The 20,004-nt window shown below is 77.6% G+C and carries 1 protein-coding gene; it reads right to left on the bottom strand.

The features are described 5' to 3' along the window. Positions 1 to 27: 27 nt before the first annotated feature. Positions 28 to 19,992 carry a non-ribosomal peptide synthase/polyketide synthase gene (locus tag ABD363_RS17920; RefSeq protein ID WP_344604658.1) on the bottom strand — a complete coding sequence of 6,655 codons (19,965 nt, stop codon included), beginning with the start codon at positions 19,990 to 19,992 and terminating at the stop codon, positions 28 to 30. Positions 19,993 to 20,004: the final 12 nt, after the last annotated feature.

Genomic DNA, 20,004 nt, shown 5'->3' with positions numbered 1-20,004 from the left:
CCGGCCGGCGCCGGGTGTGCCGCGGTGTCACCGGCGGCCCCGGGCGTGCCGTGCGATGTGGCGCAGGGCCTCGGCGAAGTCGGCGGCGGCGCGCCGCACGCTCGCGGTGTCGTGCAGCGCGGGGCGGTGGTGCCAGGTGAAGGCCAGGCGCCCGCCCTGCACCGCGCCCACCACCTCCAGCGGGTGCGATCCGCCGTCCCGGGGGTCGTGGTCCTGGCCGAGGGAGCCGTGCTCGGCACGCACCAGTCCGGTCGCGGGGGAGGCCGCGCGGGCGTCCCACTGGCCGAGGTAGTTGAAGACCACCTGCCCGTGCGGCGCGGCGCCCAGCCGCTCGCGCACCTCGGGCGGGCCGAAGGTGCGCAGGGCGCCGAAGCCCAGGCCGTTGCCGGGCACCGCGCGCAGCTGGCGGCGCACCGACTTCACCAGGGCCCGCCAGTCGCGGTCCGGGCCGAGGTCGCCGGGGCGGTCCACCCGGAGCGCGACCGGGTGGACGGTGGTGAACCAGCCGACCGTGCGGGACAGGTCCACGCCGTCGAGCAGGTCCTCCCGGCCGTGGCCCTCCAGGTCCAGGCGGACCCGGTCGCCGCCGGTCCAGCGAGCCAGCGCCAGCGCCAGGGCGGCCAGCAGGACGTCGTTGACGCGGGTGCGGTAGGCGCCCGGCGCGGCCCGCAGCAGTGCCTCGGTGTCCTCCTCGTCCAGCTCCACGGTGAGCGTGCGGGTCTCCCCCGCGTCCGCCCGGGGCGTGTCGTCGCCGGCCGGGAGCGGTGCGGCGGCCACCGTCTCCTCCCAGTACGGCAGCTCGTGGTCCAGGCCGCCGTCGGCGACGTGGGCGGCGAGCCTGCGGGCCCAGTCCCGGAAGGAGGTGGTGCGCTCCCCCAGCGTGACGGGCTCGCCCCGCACGGCCTGCCCGTAGGCGGCCTCCAGATCGTCGCGCAGGATGCGCCAGGACACCGCGTCGACCACCAGGTGGTGGGCGACCAGGAGGAGGAAGGCCGGGCGGCCGGCGTCCCCGGTGAACAGGGCCGCCCGCAGCAGCGGGCCCCGGCCGAGGTCGAAGCCGGTGTGCAGTTCGTCGGCGGCCTTCCGCATGGCCGCGTCCGCCTCCGCGGCGGACAGCCCGGCCAGGTCGTGCCGGACGAGGAGGCCGTCGTCGCCGCCCGGCGGCGGGTTGAACTGGCGCCAGCCGTCGGCGTCCCGGGTGAAGCGCATGCGCAGCGCGTCGTGGTGCTCCAGCAGCGCCCGCAGGGCCGCGCCGAGGGCCGCCGGGTCGGGCGTCCCGTCGAGTTCCCACAGGGCCGACTGGTTGAAGTGGTGGTGGCTGGCGCGCGGCGTGGTCAGGAACCACTCCTGGATGGGGGTGAGCGGCACGTCACCGGTGACCGGGCCGTCCTGCGCGCGCTGCGGCGCGGAGCCGGCGACGGCGGCCAGCTCGGCCACGGTCTGGTGGGTGAACAGGTCCCGGGTGGCCACGTACAGGCCGTCCCGCCGCAGCCGGGACACCACCTGCATGGTCAGGATGGAGTCGCCGCCGAGGTGGAAGAAGTTGTCGTGCGCGCCGACCTCGTCCACGCCGAGGACGTCGGCCCAGATGCGGGCGATCCGGCGTTCGGTATCGGTGCGCGGGGCGGTGCGCGGCCCGGCCGCGGCCGGTGCGGGGTCCGGTTCGGGCAGGGCCCGCCGGTCGGTCTTGCCGTTCGGGGTGAGCGGCAGCCGCTCCAGCGGCACGAACACCGACGGGACCATGTACGGCGGCAGCAGCCCGGCCAGGTGCTCGCGCAGTTGTGCCACGTCGAGCTCCCCGGGGGCGCCTTCGGCGGGGACGACGTAGGCCACCAGCCGGGCGGCGCCGTCGGCGCGTACGACGGCCGCCGCGTCGCGGACCCGGGGGTGGCGGCGCAGGGCGCTCTCTATCTCGCCCGGCTCGATGCGGAAGCCGCGCAGCTTGACCTGGTCGTCGGCCCGCCCGGCGAAGACGAGCCGGCCGTCGGCGTCCCAGCGGGCCAGGTCGCCGGTGCGGTACATCCGCTCCCCCGGCGCGCCGAACGGGTCGGGGAGGAACCGCCGGGCGGTCAGGCCGGGGCGGTTCAGGTAGCCGCGGGCCAGTCCGGGGCCGGCCACGTACAGTTCGCCGGTCACCCCGGGCGGGACGGGCCGCAGGGCGTGGTCGAGGACGTGGACGCGGGCGGCGCCGGCCGGGCGGCCGATCGGCGGCACGCCCGCCGACGGGGTCAGCGGGCCGGTCCAGGTGGCGACGACCGTGACCTCGGTGGGGCCGTAGGAGTTGATCATCCGGCGGCCGGGGGCCCACACCTCCACCAGGTCCGCCGGGCACGCCTCGGCGCCGACGATCAGGGTCCGCAGCTCCGGCAGCGCGCCGGAGACGGCGGGCGCCACGGTGGCCAGCGCGGCCGGCGGGATCAGCGCGTGGCTGATCCGCCGGCCGGCCAGCACCTCGGCCAGCCGCTCCCCGACCAGCGGCCCCTCCTCGCCGGTCACCAGCGTGGCGCCGCTGAGCAGGGACACGCACAGTTCCAGGACGGAGGCGTCGAAGCTGGGCGAGGCGAACTGCAGCACCCGGTCGCCGGGGCCGGCCGCGTAGCGCTCGGCCGCCGCGGCGGCGAAGGCGGCCAGGCCGCGGTGCGGCACCACCACGCCCTTGGGCGTTCCGGTGGACCCGGAGGTGTAGATCACGTAGGCGGGGTGGTCGGGGGTGAGGGCGGCGGTGCGGTCGGCGTCGGTGGGGGCCGTGTCCGGCCCGTCGGCGTCCCGGATCTCCGCGGGGTCGGCCAGGACCAGGTGGGCGCCGGCGTCGCGCAGCATGAACTCCCTGCGCCGCTCGGGGTAGTCGGGGTCCACGGGCAGGAAGGCGCCGCCGGCCTTGGCGACGGCGAGCTGCGCGACGACCGTCTCGGCGGTGCGGGGCAGGGCCAGGGCGACGACGCGTTCGGGGCCGACGCCGCGGCCGACGAGGTGGTGGGCGAGCCGGTTGGCCCACCGGTCGACCTCGGCGTACGTCCACCGCCGGGCCCCGTCGGCGAGGGCGACGGCGTCCGGCGTGCGGGCCGCCTGCCGTTCGAACAGCTCCGGCAGGGTCGCCGGCGGCACCGGCCGGGCCGTGCCCCGTCCCTGCTCCAGCACGGCCCGCAGCGTCTCCTCGGAGGCCAGCGGCAGGGCGCCCAGCGGGCGGTCGGGGTCGTCGGCGACGGCGGTCAGCAAGGTGGCGAGCTGGCCGGCCATGCGTTCGGCCGTGGCCGCGTCGAACAGGTCGGTGTTGTAGGTGAGCAGGCCGTCCAGCCCTCCGGTGTCCGTCTCGGCGAACTCCAGGGTGAGGTCGAACGCCGCGTGCCGCAGGTCCGTCTCGACGTCGGTGACGTCCAGGCCGGGCAGGTCCAGGCGGGCGGCCGGGGTGTTCTGCAGGACCACCATCACCTGGAACAGCGGGGTGCGGCTGGTGTCGCGCACCGGCTGCACCTCGTCCACGACCTGCTCGAACGGCACCTCCTGGTGCGCGAGGGCGTCCAGCACGGTGGCGCGCACCTCGTCGAGGAACTCGGGGAAGGGCCGCTCGGGTTCGACGCGTGAGCGCAGCACCAGGGTGTTGACGAAGAACCCGATCAGGTGCTGCGTCTCGGCCCGGTCCCGGCCGGAGGTGACGGTGCCGACGGCGATGTCCCGCCCGCCGGACAGCCGGGCGAGGAAGGTCTGCGCGGCGGCGACGAGCGTGGTGAACAGGGTGGTTCCCCGGTCCCGGCCGACCCGGGCGAGGCGGCGGGCGGTGTGCGGCGGCAGGGTGAGCCGGGTGGTCGCGCCGGCGCGGGTGCGCACCGCCGGGCGCGGCCGGTCGGTGGGCAGGTCCAGCGGTTCGACGCCGGACAGCTGCTCCTTCCAGTAGGCGAGCCGGCCGTCGGGGTCCGCCGCGCCCGTGGTGCGCTGCCAGTGGGCGTAGTCGGCGTACTGCACCGGCAGCGGCGGCAGCTCCCCTCCGCCCTCCCCGAGTTCGGCCCGGTACAGGTGGGCGAGGTCGCCGGTGAGCACGGCCGTCGACCAGCCGTCGGTGACGATGTGGTGCAGGGTCAGGGCGAGCACGTGCTCGTCGTCGGCGAGCCGGACCAGCGCGGTGCGCAGCAGCGGGCCGCGGCGCAGGTCGAACGGGCGGGTGCGCTCGTCGGTGAGCAGACCGTCCAGCCGGGCCGTGCGGTCCGGTTCGGGCAGCCCGGTCAGGTCGTGCAGCGGCAGCGGCACGTCCTGCGGCGGGTGGACGATCTGCACGCCGTGGCCGTCCACCGTGTCGAAGGTGGTGCGCAGCGACTCGTGCCGGGCGGCCAGCGCGCGCAGGGCCGCGGTCAGGGCCCGGACGTCGAGCGTGCCGCGCAGGCGCAGCGCGAGCGCGGTGACGTACTCGGCGCCGCCGGGCGCGAACTCCTCCAGGAACCACAGGCGCTGCTGGGCGTACGACATGGGTGCCGCCGTGTCGCGGGCGACCGGGACGATGGCGGGCCGCTCCGGGGCGTCGCCGGTCCGTGTCCGCGTGAGCAGGGCGGCGAGCGCGGCCGGGGTGGGGTGGGTGAACACCTCCCGCGGCGACAGCTCCGCGCCGAACGCCTCGGCCAGGCGGGAGGCGAGGCGGATGCTGAGGATGGAGTCGCCGCCCAGCCGGAAGAAGTCGTCCTCCACGCCGGGCCGTTCGCCGCCCAGCACCTCGGCGAAGACGTCCGCCGTGCGGCGTTCGGCCTCGGTGCGGGGCTCGGTCCGCGCCGTGCCGGACTCGGCGGCGGACTCGGGCCCGGGCGCCGGGAGCGCGGCCCGGTCGACCTTGCCGTTGCCGCTCAGCGGCAGGGCCGGCAGCGGGACGAACGCCGAGGGGACCAGGTAGTCGGGCAGGGTGCGGCGGGCGTGGGCCAGCAGGCCGGGGACGTCGTCGCCGGCCGGGCCGACCACGTACGCCACCAGGCGGCGGCCGCCCGGCCGGTCCTCGCGGGCCAGGACCGCCACGTCGTCGACGCCCGGGGCGGCCGCCAGCGCGGCCTCCACCTCGCCGGGCTCGACGCGGAACCCGCGGATCTTGACCTGGTCGTCGGCGCGGCCCAGGAACTCCACCGTGCCGTCCGGGCGGCGCCGGGCCAGGTCGCCGGTGCGGTACATCCGCTCCCCGGGCGGGCCGGACGGGTCGGCGAGGAACCGGGCGGCGGTCTCGCCGGGCCGTCCCAGGTAGCCGCGGGCCACGCCCTCGCCGGCCACGTACAGCTCGCCCGCGCAGCCCGGCGGGACGGGGCGCAGGCGGCTGTCGAGGATGTGCACCCGCAGGTCGTCCAGGGGCCGGCCGATGGGCACGGTGTCGGGCACCGCCGCCGGGTCGGCGAGGGTGTGGGAGGTCGCGAAGGTGGTCGTCTCGGTGGGCCCGTAGCCGTCCACCACGGTCAGGCCGGGGCAGGCGGCCAGCACCCGGCGCACGGCCGCCGCCGGGACCACGTCGCCGCCGGTCCACACCTGGCGCAGCCCGGCGAAGCAGTCCGGCGCGTCCTGCGCCAGCAGCCGGAACAGGCCGGCCGTCAGCCACAGCGCCGTCAGCCCGCCGCCGCGGGCCAGGGTGCGCAGCAGGGCCGCGTCGACCGGGCCGTCGGGGGCGACCACGACGCAGCCGCCGCCCAGCAGCGGCGCCCACACCTCGAAGGTCGCGGCGTCGAACGCCACCGGCGAGTGCAGCAGCACGCGGGCGCACACCCCGCCGGTGAAGCGGCTGTCGGTGGCCAGCGCCGCCACGTCGCGGTGGCGCACCGCGACCGCCTTCGGTTCGCCGGTGGAGCCGGAGGTGAACATCACGTAGGCCAGGCGGTCGGGGTCGGCGGGCGGAAGCACCGCCGCGTCCGCCGTGTCCGCCGGGGCGGACGGCCGGGCGTCGGAGACCTCCTCGGCGGTCAGCCGGACCGTGGCGCCCGCCCGGGCGAGCAGGGCGCGGCGGCGCTCCTCGGGGGCGCGGGCGTCCACCGGCACGTAGGCGCCGCCGGCCTTGAGGACGGCGAGCTGGGCGGCGACGAGTTCGGCGGAGCGGTCCATGAGCAGCGCGACCCGGTCCTCGGGGGCGAGGCCGCCGGCCAGCAGCCGGGCCGCCAGCCGGTCGGTCCAGGCGTCGAGTTCGCGGTAGGTCAGCCGCCGGTCGCCGTCGTGCAGCGCGACCGCGTCCGGGGTGTGGCGGGCCTGCTCGGCGAACAGGTCCACCGGCGAGCGGGGCGCGACGCGCCGCGCGGGGGCGTTCCACGCGCGCAGCAGCTCCCGGTCGGCCGGGGTCAGCGGGTCCAGCCCGGCCAGGTCGCCGTCCAGGCCGTCGGCGAGGGCGGTGAGCAGGGCGGCCAGGCGGGCGGCGGCGCGTTCCACCGTGTCCCGGTCGAACAGCGCGGCGTCGTAGGCCAGGTCGAAGGCGAGCCGGTCGGCGAGGTGGGCGCGCAGGCACAGCGGGAAGGTGGTGGCGTCGTCGGCGCGGACCTCCTCGACGCGCACGCCCGTGCGGGCCGTGGCGGAGGCGTCGACGGGGTAGTTCTCGAACACCACCATGCTGTCGAACAGGGCGTCCCCGGCCGGCCGGCCGCCCGCGGCCTGGATACGGGGCAGCGCGAGGAAGTCGAAGCGGCGGGCGTCGCTCTGCTCCTCCTGCACGCCGCGCAGCCACGGCAGCACGCCGCCGCGCTCGGGCACCCGGACGCGGGTCGGCACGGTGTTGATGAACATGCCGATCATGGACTCCACGCCAGGCAGGTCGGCCGGGCGGCCGGAGACGGTGGTGCCGAACACCACGTCGCGCTGCCCGCCGTAGCGGGCCAGCAGCAGTGCCCAGGCGCCCTGCACCACGGTGTTGACGGTCAGTCCGGTGCGGGCGGCCCCCTCCCGCAGCCGCCGCGAGACGTCCTCGTCCAGTTCGCGGGTCACGGCCGCCGCCGAGCGAGCGCGGTGCGCCTCGGCGGGCGTGCGGTCGTACGGCAGCGGGGTGCGGGTGGTGAAACCGGCCAGGGCGTCCGCCCAGTACTGTTCGGCCGCCTCGGTGTCCTGGGCGTGCAGCCAGCGCAGGAAGTCCGCGAACGGGCGCCGGGCGGGCGGGGCGGCCTGCGGGCCGCCGGTGAGCGCGGCGTAGCGTTCGCACACCTCGGTGAGCAGGTGCGCCGTGCTCCAGCCGTCCAGGATCAGGTGGTGGGTGGACCACAGCAGCAGCACCTCGTCGCCGGGCAGGGCGGCGAGGGTGACGCGGGTCAGGGGCGCGCGGGTCAGCTCCAGGCCGGCCGCGCGGTCCTCGGCGAGCAGCCGCTCGGTCGCCGCCGCGCGGCCCTCGTCGGTCAGGTGCCGCCAGTCCAGGTGGGTGACGGGCAGTTCGACGCGGTCGTGCACGATCTGCACCGGGTGCGGCAGGCCCTTCCAGTGGACGGAGGTGCGCAGCGCCGGGGTGCGGTCGGCGACCTGCTGCCAGGCCGCGGCGAACGCCCGCGGGTCGGCCACTCCGGACAGCCGGACCGCCGTCCGGTCGAAGTAGGCCCCGGCGTCGTCGACCAGGCCGTGGAAGAGCATCCCGGACTGCAGCGGGGTCAGCGGCAGCACGTCGGCCACGCCCCGCCCGTCGCCGATCAGCCGGTCCAGCTGGTCCTGGGCGAGGCCGGCGAGCGGGAAGTCCGACGGGGTGCGGCCGCCCGCGTCCGGGCGGGCGCAGTGCGCGACGATCTCGCGCAGCGCTTCGCGCATCTCCTCGGCGAGGCGCCGCACGACCGGCTCGTCGTAGACGGCCGCCGGGTAGGTCCAGCCCAGTTCGAGCCGGCCGTCCTGGACGACGCCGGTGACCTCCAGCAGGTAGGGGCGGGGCTCGTCGGGGTCGGTGTCGCGGCCGGCGGGCGGCAGGGCGGCGCGGTACAGGCCGTCGCCGGCGCCTCCCGCGTCCCACCGGCCGTGGTAGTTGAAGCCGACCCGCGGGTGCGGGGCGCCGGCCAGGGGGCTGCCGGGCAGCAGGTGGCGCAGCGCGCCGTGGCTCAGGCCGCGCAGCGGCACGGCCCGCAGCTGCTCCTTGACGCCGCGCAGGGTGTCGTGCCAGCCGGCGTCGGGGTCGACGGTCAGGGCGAGGGGGAACTCGGCGGTGAACCAGCCGACGGTGCGCGACAGGTCGACGTCGTCGAAGAGGTCCTCGCGGCCGTGCCCCTCCACGCCGACCAGGACGGTGTCGCGTCCGCACCAGCGGGCCAGGGTGCGGCCCAGGGCGCTGAGCAGCACGTCGTTGACCTGGGTGCGGTACGCGTCGGGGACGCGGCGCAGCAGGGCCTCGGTGTCCTGCTCGTCCAGCCGCACGGTGACGGTGGCGGCGGCGCCGTGGGTGTTGGGGCCGGGCCGGCCGGGCGGCAGGTCCGCCGGGGCGGTGCCGGTGCGTTCCCAGTACGCGAGGTCGCCGTCCAGGGCGCCGGAGCGGGTGTGCCGCTCCAGCCGGGCCGCCCAGCGGCCGTGCGCCGTGCCCGCCGGGGGCAGTCCGGCGGGGCGGCCGGCGGCGGCGGCCCGGTGGGCGGTCTCCAGGTCGGCCAGCAGGATCCGCCAGGAGACGCCGTCGACCACCAGGTGGTGGGCGGTGATCACGAGCTGGGCGGACCGGTGCGGGCCGCCGTCGAAGAGCAGGACCCGTACGACCCGGCCCTCGGCGGGGTCGAGGGAGGTCTGGGCCGCGTCGGTCGCGTCCTGCACCGCCGCCTCCAGTGCCGTGCCGTCCAGCGCGGCCACATCGTGGCGGGTGAAGACGCCGGCCGGCGCGTCCGGCAGGACCTCCTGGCGCCAGCCGTCGCCGGTGCGGCGGAAGCGGGTGCGCAGGGCCGGGTGGTGGCGCACCAGTGCCTCGGCCGCCTGCCGCAGCGCGGCGGCGTCGGTGCCGGGGGCCAGTTCCAGGCGCTGGGTCATGGTGAAGCGCAGCGGGTCGCCGGGGCGGCGGCCGTCGAGGTACCAGTGCTGGATCGGGGTGAGCGGCGCCTCGGCGGGTTCCCGCGCGTCGTCCGCGCCCGCCGGGTGCGGGCCGGTGCCGGTGACGCACAGGGCGAGTTCGGCGACCGTCTGGTGGCGGAAGACGTCCTTGGTGGTCAGGGCGAGGCCGGCCTGCCGGGCCCGGGAGACGATCTGGATGCTGAGGATGGAGTCGCCGCCGAGGGCGAAGAAGTTGTCGTCCGCGCCCACGCGGTCCACTCCGAGGACGTCCGCCCAGATCGCGGCCAGGCGCTCCTCGGTGCCGGGGCGCGGGGCCACGTACGCCGTGCCGCCGTCGGGCCGCTCCGGCGGGGCGGGCAGCGCGCGCCGGTCGGTCTTGCCGCTGCTGGTGCGCGGGATGCGGTCCAGCGTCACGAACGCGGCGGGCACCATGTGGTCCGGCAGCGTCCGCCGCAGCGCGAGGCGCAGGGCGTCGGCCGACGGGGTGCGGTCGGCGGCGGGCACGACGTACGCCACGAGCATCAGCCGCCCGGCGTGCTCGCGGGCGGCCACCGCGGCCTCCGCGACGTCCGGGTGGGCCAGGAGGGCGGCCTCCACCTCGCCGGGCTCGACGCGGAACCCGCGGATCTTGACCTGCTCGTCGGCGCGGCCCAGGAACTCCAGCAGGCCGCTGTCGTCCCAGCGGGCCCGGTCGCCGGTGCGGTACATCCGCTCCCCCGGCGCGCCGAAGGGGTCGGCGAGGAACCGGGCGGCGGTCGGGCCGGGCCGGTTCAGGTAGCCGCGGGCGACCTGGGCGCCGGCCAGGTACAGCTCGCCGGGGACGCCGGGCGGGACCGGGCGCAGCGCGCCGTCGAGGACGTAGGCGCGCAGGTTGGCGCCGGGCCGGCCGATCACCGGGCGGTCGGGGCGGTCGGCGGGGCGGCCGTAGGCGGCGTCGACGGTGCACTCGGTGGGCCCGTACATGTTGTACACGGCGATGCCGAGGTCCCGTTCGGCCTCGCCCAGCTCCCGCCACGCGGCGGCGGGGACGGCCTCGCCGCCGGCCAGCAGCAGCCGCGGGTGGTGGCGGCCGGGCGCGAGGAGCCCGGCGGCGGTGAGTTCGCGCAGGAAGGACGGGGTGACGTTCACCAGGTCCAGGCGGCGTTCGGCGACCAGCGCGCAGAACGCGTCGGGGTCCAGGCGCACGTCCTCGTCGATCAGGTGGACCTCCTGGCCGAGGGCGAGCAGCAGCGGCCCCTCCCAGGAGGTGTCGAAGGCGAAGGACGCGCTGAGCGCGGCGCGCAGCCGGCGCCCGTCGGCGGTGTGCGGGGCGACGAGCCGCTCGCGGTGGTCGTGGCAGAGGTTGACCAGGTGGCGGTGTTCCACCGCGACGCCCTTGGGCCGGCCGGTGGAGCCGGAGGTGTGGACGACGTACGCGGTGTTCTCCGGGCGCAGGGGCGCGGTGCGGTCGGCGTCGGACGGGTCGTGGGCGGGCAGCCGCTCCCAGGGCACCGCGCGCAGGGCGTCCGGCGTCAGGACGGTGTGCGGCGCGGTGTCCCGGAGCAGGAACGCGACACGCTCCTCGGGCAGGTCCGGGTCGAGGCAGACCAGGGTGCCGCCCGCCTTGAGCACGGCGAGCAGCGCCACGTACGCGTCGCTGGTGCGCGGCAGCCGGACGGCGACCACGCGCTCCGGGCCGACGCCGTGGGCGATGAGGTGGTGGGCCAGCCGGTTGGCGCGGTCGTTGAGGGCGGCGAAGCCGAGCGTGGCGTCCCGGGCGACCAGGGCGGTGGCGTGCGGGGTGCGGGCGGCCTGCGCCTCGAACAGGGCCGGGAAGGTGGCGCCGGCCACCGGCAGCCGGACGCCCTGCCCCTGCTGGAGCACCCGCCGGCGTTCGGCGCCGGTCATCAGGGGCAGCGCGCCGACGGCCCGGTCGGGGTCCTCGGCGGCGGCCTCCAGCAGCAGCCGCAGCCGGGCGGCCAGGCGCTCGGCGGTGCTGGCGTCGAACAGGCCGGTGTCGTACTCCAGGTAGCCGGTGACGCCTCCGTCGCGCTCGACGAAGTCGAGGGCGAGGTCGTAGGTGGCGGTGCGGACCGGCGGCGTGACCGGCTCGACGTCCAGACCGGGCAGGGCGGGGGCCTGGGCGCCGAGGTTGTGCAGCGCCACCATGACCTGGAACAGGGGGGTGCGGCTGGTGTCCCGCTCGGGCTGGAGGGCGTCCACCAGCCGCTCGAAGGGCACCTCCTGGTGGGCGAACGCCTCCAGGACGGTGGTGCGGACCTCGCCCAGCAGCCGGCGGAACGTCAGGCCGGGGCGTATCCGGCTGCGCAGCACCAGGGTGTTGACGAACATGCCGACCACGTCGTGCAGTTCGCTCCGCTCGCGGCCCGCGGTGACGGTGCCGACCGCGACGTCCTCCTGGTCCGCCCAGCGGGCCAGGAGCACCTTGCAGGCGGTCAGCAGGGTCATGTAGAGGGTGGCGTCGGCGTCCCGGCCCGTCGCGCGCAGCCGTTCGGTGAGCTCGGCGGGCAGGTGGAAGGTGACCAGGGCGCCGTCGCGGGCGCGGACGGCCGGACGCGGCCGGTCGGTGGGCAGTTCCAGCGGGGTCAGGCCCTCCAGCGCCCCGCGCCAGTGGGCGAGCTGCTTCTCGGCCAGGTCGGCGCGGGCGCGCTGCCAGACGGCGTAGTCGGCGTACCGCACGCGCAGCTCGGGCAGCCGGGGCGCGCGGTTCTCGTGCGCCGCCGTGTACAGCTCGGCCAGGTCCCGGCCGAGGACGGCGACGGACCAGCCGTCGGTGACGATGTGGTGGACGGCCAGGACCAGGACGTGCTCGTCGGCGGCCAGGCGGGCCAGCCGGGCCCGCAGCAGGGGCCCGCGGGCCAGGTCGAAGGGGGTGGCGGCCTCGCGTTCGAGGAGGGCGTCCAGCGCCCCGGGCCCGGCCCCGGTGAGGTCGTCCACCGGCGGGTCCACCGGGTACGGCGGGTGCACGATCTGCCGGGCCTGCCCGTCCTGCTCGGCGAAGGTGGTGCGCAGCGCCTCGTGCCGGGCCACCAGGCCGTCCAGGGCGGCGCGCAGGGCGGCCTCGTCGAGCCGGCCGCGCAGCCGCAGCACGGACAGCGTCGTGTACTCGGTGCTGCCCGGCTCGAAGCGGTCCAGGAACCACAGGCGCTGCTGCGCGTACGACAGCGGCGCCGGGGCGTCCGGGGCCGCGGCCGGTATGGAGTCGGCCGCCCGGTGCGGGTCCGGGTCGCCGAGGGCGGCGGCCAGGTCGGCCAGTCTCGGGTGGGTGAACAGCAGTCTCGGGGAGACGTCGGGGCCGAAGGCGGCGCGCAGCCGGGAGGTGACGCGCACGGCGAGGATCGAGTCGCCGCCGAGGGCGAAGAAGTCGTCGCCGGCGCCCACCTCGTCGGTGTCGAGGACGTCCGTCCAGGCGGCGGCGACCGCGCGTTCGGCGGGGGTGCGCGGCGCGGTGCGGTCGGCGCCGGCGGCGAAGCCGTCCGGTCCGGGCGCGGGCAGCGCGCGCCGGTCCAGTTTGCCGTTGGCGGTCAGGGGCAGGGCCGCCATCGGGACGTAGGCGGCGGGCACCATGTGGGCGGGCAGCAGGCGTTCCAGGTGGGCGCGCAGCTCGGCGGCGGGCGGCGGGCCGGTGTGCCCGTCGGCGCCGACGACGTGGGCGACCAGGCGCCGGGTCCCGGCGGCGTCCTCGTACACGCCGACCGCGGCGGCGCCGACGCCCGGGTGGGTGTGCAGGGCGGCCTCGATCTCGCCGGGCTCGATGCGGTAGCCGCGGATCTTGACCTGCTGGTCGGCGCGGCCGAGGTATTCGAGGGTGCCGTCGGCCCGCCGGCGGGCCCGGTCGCCGGTGCGGTACATCCGCTCCCCCGGCGCGCCGAAGGGGTCGGCGAGGAACCGGGTCGCGGTCAGGCCGGGCCGGCCGAGGTAGCCGCGGGCCAGGCCCTGGCCCGCCACGTACATCTCGCCGACGGCGCCGGGCGGCAGGGGCGCCAGGTCGTCGTCGAGGACGTGGACCCGCAGGTCGGGTATGCCGGTGCCGATGGGGCCGGCGGTGCCCGCGGCGGCCGTCGCGCGGTCCAGGGGCGCGTGGGTGACGTGCACGGTGGTCTCGGTGATGCCGTACATGTTGACCAGGCGCGGCGCGGTGTCCGGGTGGCGCGCGTACCAGTCGGCCAGGCGGGTCACGTCCAGCGCCTCGCCGCCGAAGACCACCGTGCGCAGCGCCAGGCGCGCGCTCACCTCGGGGTGGGCGGCGTCGGCGCGGATCAGCGGGTAGAAGGCGGACGGGGTCTGGTTGAGGACGGTGACCCGTTCGTCGGCGAGCAGCCGCAGGAAGTCCTCCGGGGAGCGGGCGACGTCGTCGGGGACGACCACCAGCCGGCCGCCGTGCAGCAGCGCCCCCCACAGCTCCCACACGGAGAAGTCGAAGGCGTAGGAGTGGAACAGCGTCCACACGTCGTGCTCGTCGAAGCCGAACCAGGGGCGGGTGCGGGTGAACAGCCGGACCACGTTGGCGTGCGGCACGACCACGCCCTTGGGGCGGCCGGTGGAGCCGGAGGTGTAGATGGTGTAGGCGGCGTTCTCCGGCAGCGGGCGGCGGCCCGCGGGGAGGCCGTCGGCGGGGCGGCGGGCGAGGTCGGCGCGGACGGCGGCGTCGTCCAGCACCAGGACGGGCACGCCGGCGCCGGCCGCCCGCCCGGCGGTGCGGGCGGTGGTCACGACGGTGACCGGGGCGGCGTCGGCGAGCAGCCGGGCGATGCGCTCGTCGGGCAGTTTCGGGTCGATCGGCAGGTAGGCGGCGCCGGTCTTCAGCACGGCCAGGATCGCCACGACCAGGTCCGTGGAGCGGGGCAGGGCGAGCGCGACGTGGCGTTCGGGGCCCGCGCCGGCCTCGGCGAGCCGGTGGGCGAGGCGGCCGGCCGCCGCGTCCAGGGCGGCGTAGTCGAGCCGGTCGGCGCCGCAGGTGACGGCGGTCGCGCCGGGGGTGCGGGCGGCCTGCGCCTCGAACAGGTCGACCAGGGTCTCGGCGGGGCGGCCGTGCGCGGCGCCGTCCCGGCCGGTGAGCGTCCGCCGCTCCTCGGCGGTGGTCCAGGCCAGGGCGCGCAGCGGGCGGTCCGGGCCGGCGGCGATCTCGGTGAGCAGCAGGCGGAGCCGGTCGGCGAGCGCCCGGACGGTCGCGGCGTCGAACAGCCCCGGGTCGTAGGCCAGGTCGAAGCCGAGCCGTTCACCCTGGTAGGCCCGCAGGACCAGCGGGTAGTTGGTGGCGTCGCGGGAGGTGACGTCCACCAGGCGCACCCCGGAGCCGGCCGTGCGGGCCTCGTCGAAGGGGTAGTTCTCGAAGGCGACCATGGTGTGGAACAGCGGGGTGCCGGACGGCACGTCGCTCAGGGCGGTCAGCTCGGCCAGGGAGACGGCGGCGAAGCGCCGCGACTCGGCCTGCGCCCGCTGCAGGCCGCGCAGCCAGGCGGACGCGGTCTGCCGCCGGTCGACGCGGACGCGGGTGGGCACGGTGTTGATGAACATGCCGACCATCGACTCGGCGCCCGGCAGGTCGTCGGGGCGTCCGGAGACGGTGGTGCCGAACACGACGTCCGCCTCGCCGCTGTAGCGGGCCAGCAGCAGCGCCCAGGCGCCCTGCACCACCGTGTTGACGGTGAGCCCGGCGTGCCGGGCGGTGGCGGCCAGCGCCGCGGACGCGGTGTCGGACAGGGCGGCGGTGTGGACGGCGGCGGAGCGGGCCCGGTGCGTCCCGCGCAGGGGGCGGTCGGCGGGCAGCGGGGTGGGGGCGGCGAACCCGTCGAGGACGCGGCTCCAGTGTTCGCGGGCGGCGGCGGTGTCCTGGCCGGCCAGCCAGCGCACGTAGTCGCCGAAGGGGCGGCGGGCCGGCGGGGCCGGTTCGCTCCCGGCGGTGAGGGCGGCGTACTCCTCGGTGACCTCGGTGAGCACCTGGGCCAGGCTCCAGCCGTCCAGGATCAGGTGGTGGGAGGTCCACAGCAGGTGCAGCCGCGCGTCGGGCAGCCGGACCAGGGTGAGCCGCATCAGCGGGGCCGTGCCCAGGTCGATGCCGCGCGCCAGGTCGTCGGCGCGCAGCCGCGCCAGCCGTTCGGCGCGCTCGGCCGGGTCCGTGTCCCGCCAGTCCAGGTGGGTGACGGGCACGCGCACGTCGCGGTGCACGACCTGGAGCGGCACGGGCACGTCCTCCCACACCACCGAGGTGCGCAGGGCGGGCGTGCGGTCGGTCACCCGCTGCCAGGCGAGCGCGAGGGCGTGCGGGTCGGCGACGCCGTCCAGCAGCAGGGCGGCCTGGTCGACGTAGACGTCGCCGTCGTCGTCGCCGACCAGGCGGTGGAAGAGCATGCCCTCCTGGAGCGGGGTCAGCGGCAGGATGTCCTCCACGCCGCGGCCGTCGCCGGCCAGCCGGTCCACGCCGGCCTGGTCCAGGCGGGCCAGCGGGAAGTCGGAGGGGGTGCGGCCGCCGGCGTCCGGCCGGGCGCAGTGCTCGGTGATCGCGGTGAGCGCCCCGGTCATGGCGTCCGCCAGCGACCGGACGGTGCCGGCGTCGTGCACCTGCTCGCTGTAGTGCCAGGTGATCTCCAGTTCGCCGTCCGCGACCACGGCCGTGACGTCCAGCAGGTGGTCCAGCGGTTCGTCGGCCGCGACGTCCCGGCCGGGCACGTCGGCGGCCGGGGCGAAGTCCCGCCCGGCCAAGCCGTCCCACTGCCCGTGGTAGGTGAACGACACCTGCGGCAGGGGCACGTCCCGCAGGGCGCGGGCGGCCGGGTCGGGCGAGCCGAGGCGGGCCAGCGCCTCGTGGCCCAGGCCGCGCCGGGGCACGGCCCGCAGGCGCTCCTTGACGGCCTTCAGGGTGGCGCCCCAGTCCGGCGCGGCGGGCGGTCCGGCCGGGGTGAGGGTGACGGGGTACTGGGTGGTGAACCAGCCCACCGTGCGGGAGAGGTCGACGTCGTCGAGGAGGCCTTCCTCGCGGCCGTGGCCCTCCAGGGCGATCGTCACCCGCTCGGCGCCCGCCCAGTCGGCGAGCACCCGGCCCAGCGCGCTGAGCAGGACGTCGTTGACCTGGGTGCGGTAGACGCCGGGCACCCGGCGCAGCAGCGCCTCGGTGGTGGCGCGGTCCACGCGGGTCCGCACGGTGCGCACCGACCCGGCGAGCGGGGTGCCGGGCCGGTCCACGGGCAGCGGGGTGCGCGGGGTGGCGGCCTCGGCCGTCCAGTACGGCAGGTCGTCGTCCAGCCCGCCGTCGCGGACCCGCCGGGACAGCCGTGCGGCCCAGTCGGTGAACGGCGTGCCGGCCGGTTCCAGGCGGACCGGTTCCCCGGCGGACGCCTGGCGGTAGGCCTGTTCCAGGTCGGCCAGGAGGATACGCCAGGAGACGCTGTCGACGGCGAGGTGATGGGCCGTCAGGAACAGCTGGGGGCGCCGTCCGGCCGGGGGCAGCAGCAGGGCGGCGCGCAGCAGGGCGCCGGTGGCCGGGTCGAGGGCGGCGCGGGCGGCGTCGGCGGCCCGTTCGCGCACGGCCGCGGCGTCGGCGTCGCCGGCGGGCAGGGGGTGGCGGGTCAGCAGGCCGGCGGCCGGGCCCGCGCCGGGGTGCTGGGTCCAGGTGCCGCCGGTGCGCACGAACCGGGTGCGCAGCGCCGGGTGGTGGGCGGCCAGCGCCTCCAGCGCCCGCTCCAGGGCCGGTTCGTCGAGGTCGTGGGGCAGGTCGAGCAGGAGCGACATGGCGAAGTGCCGCAGCGGGCCGTGCGTGGCGAAGAACCACTCCTGCACGGGGGTCAGCGGGGCGGGCCCGTCGTGGCGGGAACGCCGGGGGGCCGGTGCGGCGGCGGTCCGGCGGGCCACGGCGGCGGCCAGGTCGGCGACGGTCTGGTGGCGGAAGACGTCCTGCGAGTTCAGGTGCAGGCCGGCGGCGCGGGCCCGGGAGACGGCCTGGATGCCGAGGATGGAGTCGCCGCCCAGCTCGAAGAAGTTGTCGGTGACCCCCACCCGGGTCACGCCCAGCACCTCGGACCAGATGCCGGCCAGCGTCCGCTCCTGCTCGGTGCGCGGGGCGACGAACTCCTTCTCGCGCCGGGCGGTGTCGAGGTCGGGGGCGGGCAGGGCCCGGCGGTCCAGCTTGCCGCTGGTGGTCAGCGGCAGGGCGTCGAGCACGGTGAAGGAGGACGGCACCATGTGCTCGGGCAGGACCCGGCGGCAGGCCTCGCGCAGCGCGGAGGCGGCCGGGCGCGCGGCGCCGGCGGCGGGGACGACGTAGGCGGCCAGGCGGGTGTGGCCGTGCGCGTCGGGCACCGCGACGACGGCCGCCGCGGTGACCTCGGGCAGGTCCAGCAGGGCGGCCTCGATCTCCCCCGGCTCGATGCGGTGGCCGCGCACCTTGACCTGCTCGTCGGCGCGCCCGAGGTAGTCCAGGCGCCCGTCGGCGGTCCAGCGGGCCAGGTCGCCGGTGCGGTACATGCGCGTGCCGGGCTCGCCGTACGGGTCGGCGACGAACCGCGCGGCGGTCAGGCCGGGGCGGCGCGCGTAGCCGCGGGCCAGCTGCGCGCCCGCCAGGTACAGTTCGCCGCCGACCCCGGGCGGCACGGGCCGCAGCCGGTCGTCGAGGACGTAGGCCCGCACCCCCGGCAGCGGGCGGCCCACCAGCGGGCGGCCGTCGCCCTCGATGCGGCAGGCCAGGGCGTCGACGGTGCACTCGGTGGGGCCGTAGAAGTTGTACGCGGCCACGTCGTCGTGCGCGGCCAGGTCGCGCCACAGGGCCGGGCCGATCGCCTCGCCGCCGAGCATCAGCACGCGCGGGTGGTGGCGCGGGTCGGTGAGGAGCCCGGCGGGCAGCAGCTGCCGCAGGTAGGACGGGGTCAGGTCGAGGAAGTCGACGCGGTGGGCGACGACGTACTCCACCAGGGCGGCCGGGTCCAGCCGGGTGGCCTCGTCGACCAGGTGCAGCCGGTGGCCGTCGGCCATCAGCACCACGCCCTCCAGCGAGGTGTCGAAGGAGAACGACGCGGTCAGCGCCACCCGCAGCGGGCCGCCGCCCGCGTCGGCGACGAAGCCCTCGCGGTGGGCGGCCGACAGGTTGGCCAGCGAGCGGTGGGTGACGGTGACGCCCTTGGGGCGGCCGGTGGAGCCGGAGGTGTACAGGACGTACGCGGTGTGGTCGGGGTGCAGCGGGGCGCGCCGGTCGGCGTCGGTGGGGTCGGTGCCGGGGGCGGTGGCGGGCACCGCGCGCAGCGCGGCCTCGTCGAGCACCAGGGCCGGGCGGGCGTCGTCGAGCAGGAACGCCACGCGTTCCTCGGGCAGCGCCAGGTCGACGGGCAGGTAGCCCGCGCCGGCCTTCCACACGGCGAGGATCGCCACGATCATGTCGGCGGTGCGCGGCAGCCGCAGCGCGACCAGCTGCTCGGGGCCGGCGCCCCGGGCTATGAGGTGGTGGGCCAGCCGGTTGGCGCGGGCGTTGAGCGTCGCGTAGTCCAGGCGTTCGTCCCCGGCGACCAGGGCGACGGCGTGCGGGGTGCGGGCGGTCTGCTGTTCGAAGAGCTGCGGGCAGGTGGTGTCGGGCCCCGGGCGGGCGGCGGCGTTCCACTCCTGGGTGACGCGCCGCGCCTCCCGCGGCGGGAGCAGGGGCAGGGTGCCCAGCGGCCGGTCCGGCGCGGCGGCGGCGCCTTCCAGCGTCCGCAGCAGCTGGTCGGCCATCCGCCGGGCGGTGTCCGGGCCGATCAGGTCGGTGCGGTACTCCAGCAGGCCGGTCAGTTCCTCCCCGTCGGGCACGAACTCCACGCTCAGGTCGAAGGTGGCCGCCCGCCGGGGCACGGCGACCGGGGTGGCGGCCAGGCCCTGCGGGTCGGGCGCGGCGGGCGGGTCCGGGTGGAGCAGGACCATCACGTCGAACAGGGGGTTGCGGCCGGCCTCGCGGGGCGCGCCCACGGCCTCCACGAGCCGTTCGAAGGGGGTGTCGCCGTGCGCGAAGGCGTCGTTGACGGTGTCGGCGGCGGCGGTCAGCAGGTCGCGGAAGGAGCCCGCGGTGTCCACCCGGGTGCGCAGCACGACGGTGTTGGCGAAGAAGCCGACGGCCCGCTCCAGGTCGGTGCGGGAGCGGCCGGGGGTGAGGGAGCCGACGGTGATGTCGTCCTGCCCGGACCAGCGGGCCAGCAGCGTCTGGCAGGCGGCGACCAGGGCGGTGAACAGGGTGGTGTGCTGCTGCGCCGCCAGCTCCCGCAGGCGGGCCGTGACGTGCGCGGGGACGGTGAAGGCGTGCACCGCGCCGGCCCCGGACTCCTCGCCGCGGCGCGGGCGGTCCAGCGGCAGTTCGGGCGGCACGGCGCCGGCCAGGTGCTCCTTCCAGTGGGCGAGGTGGCGCTCCAGGCGGGCGCCGGACAGCTCCCGGCGCTGCCACACCGCGAAGTCCGGGTACTGGGTCGCCACCGGCGGCAGCGCGGGCGCCGCGCCCCGCACGAGGGCGTCGTAGGCGGCGCACAGCTCCTGCAGGACCACGCCCATCGACCAGCCGTCGGTGACGATGTGGTGGGCGGTCAGCAGCAGCACGTGCGCGGTGTCCGACTCGCGCAGCAGCAGGGCGCGCAGCAGCGGGCCGGTGCGCAGGTCGAACGGGCGGGAGTACTCCGCCAGCAGCGCGGCGTCCAGGGCGTCCGCGGCGTCGCGGGCGTCCGGCGCGGGCAGGTCGCGGACCGGCAGCGGCACCGGCCCGGCCGGGTGCACGGTCTGCGCCGGCCGGCCGTCGTGCTCGTCGAAGGTGGTGCGCAGCGCCTCGTGGCGCTCCACCACCAGCTCCAGCGCCCGGGCCAGGGCGGCGCGGTCGAGCGCGCCGGTCAGCCGCAGCGCGACCGCGCTGTTGTAGCGGGCGTCGCCGGGCCGCAGCCGGTCCAGGAACCACAGCCGCTGCTGGGCGAAGGACAGCGGCAGGGGCCGGGTCCGGTCCGCGCGGGGGATGTCCCGGCGGGCGGGCGTGTCCCCCGCGGCGGCCCGTCCGGCCAGCCGGCGGCGCAGCACCTCCTGGAGGTCCTGGGGCAGGGCCTCGGCGCGGTTTCGCTTCGAAGACGTCATGGTCGTCCGGTC

Source organism: Streptomyces glaucus (genome assembly GCF_039533365.1).
In the GTDB taxonomy this organism is placed as follows: Bacteria; Actinomycetota; Actinomycetes; order Streptomycetales; family Streptomycetaceae; genus Streptomyces; species Streptomyces glaucus.
This window is presented reverse-complemented; position numbering and strand designations above follow the sequence as displayed.

What these genes read in the sequence shown, in the direction of transcription:
- ABD363_RS17920 (WP_344604658.1), bottom strand. Translation starts at nt 19,992, where the DNA reads ATGACGTCTTCGAAGCGAAACCGCGCCGAGGCCCTGCCCCAGGACCTC.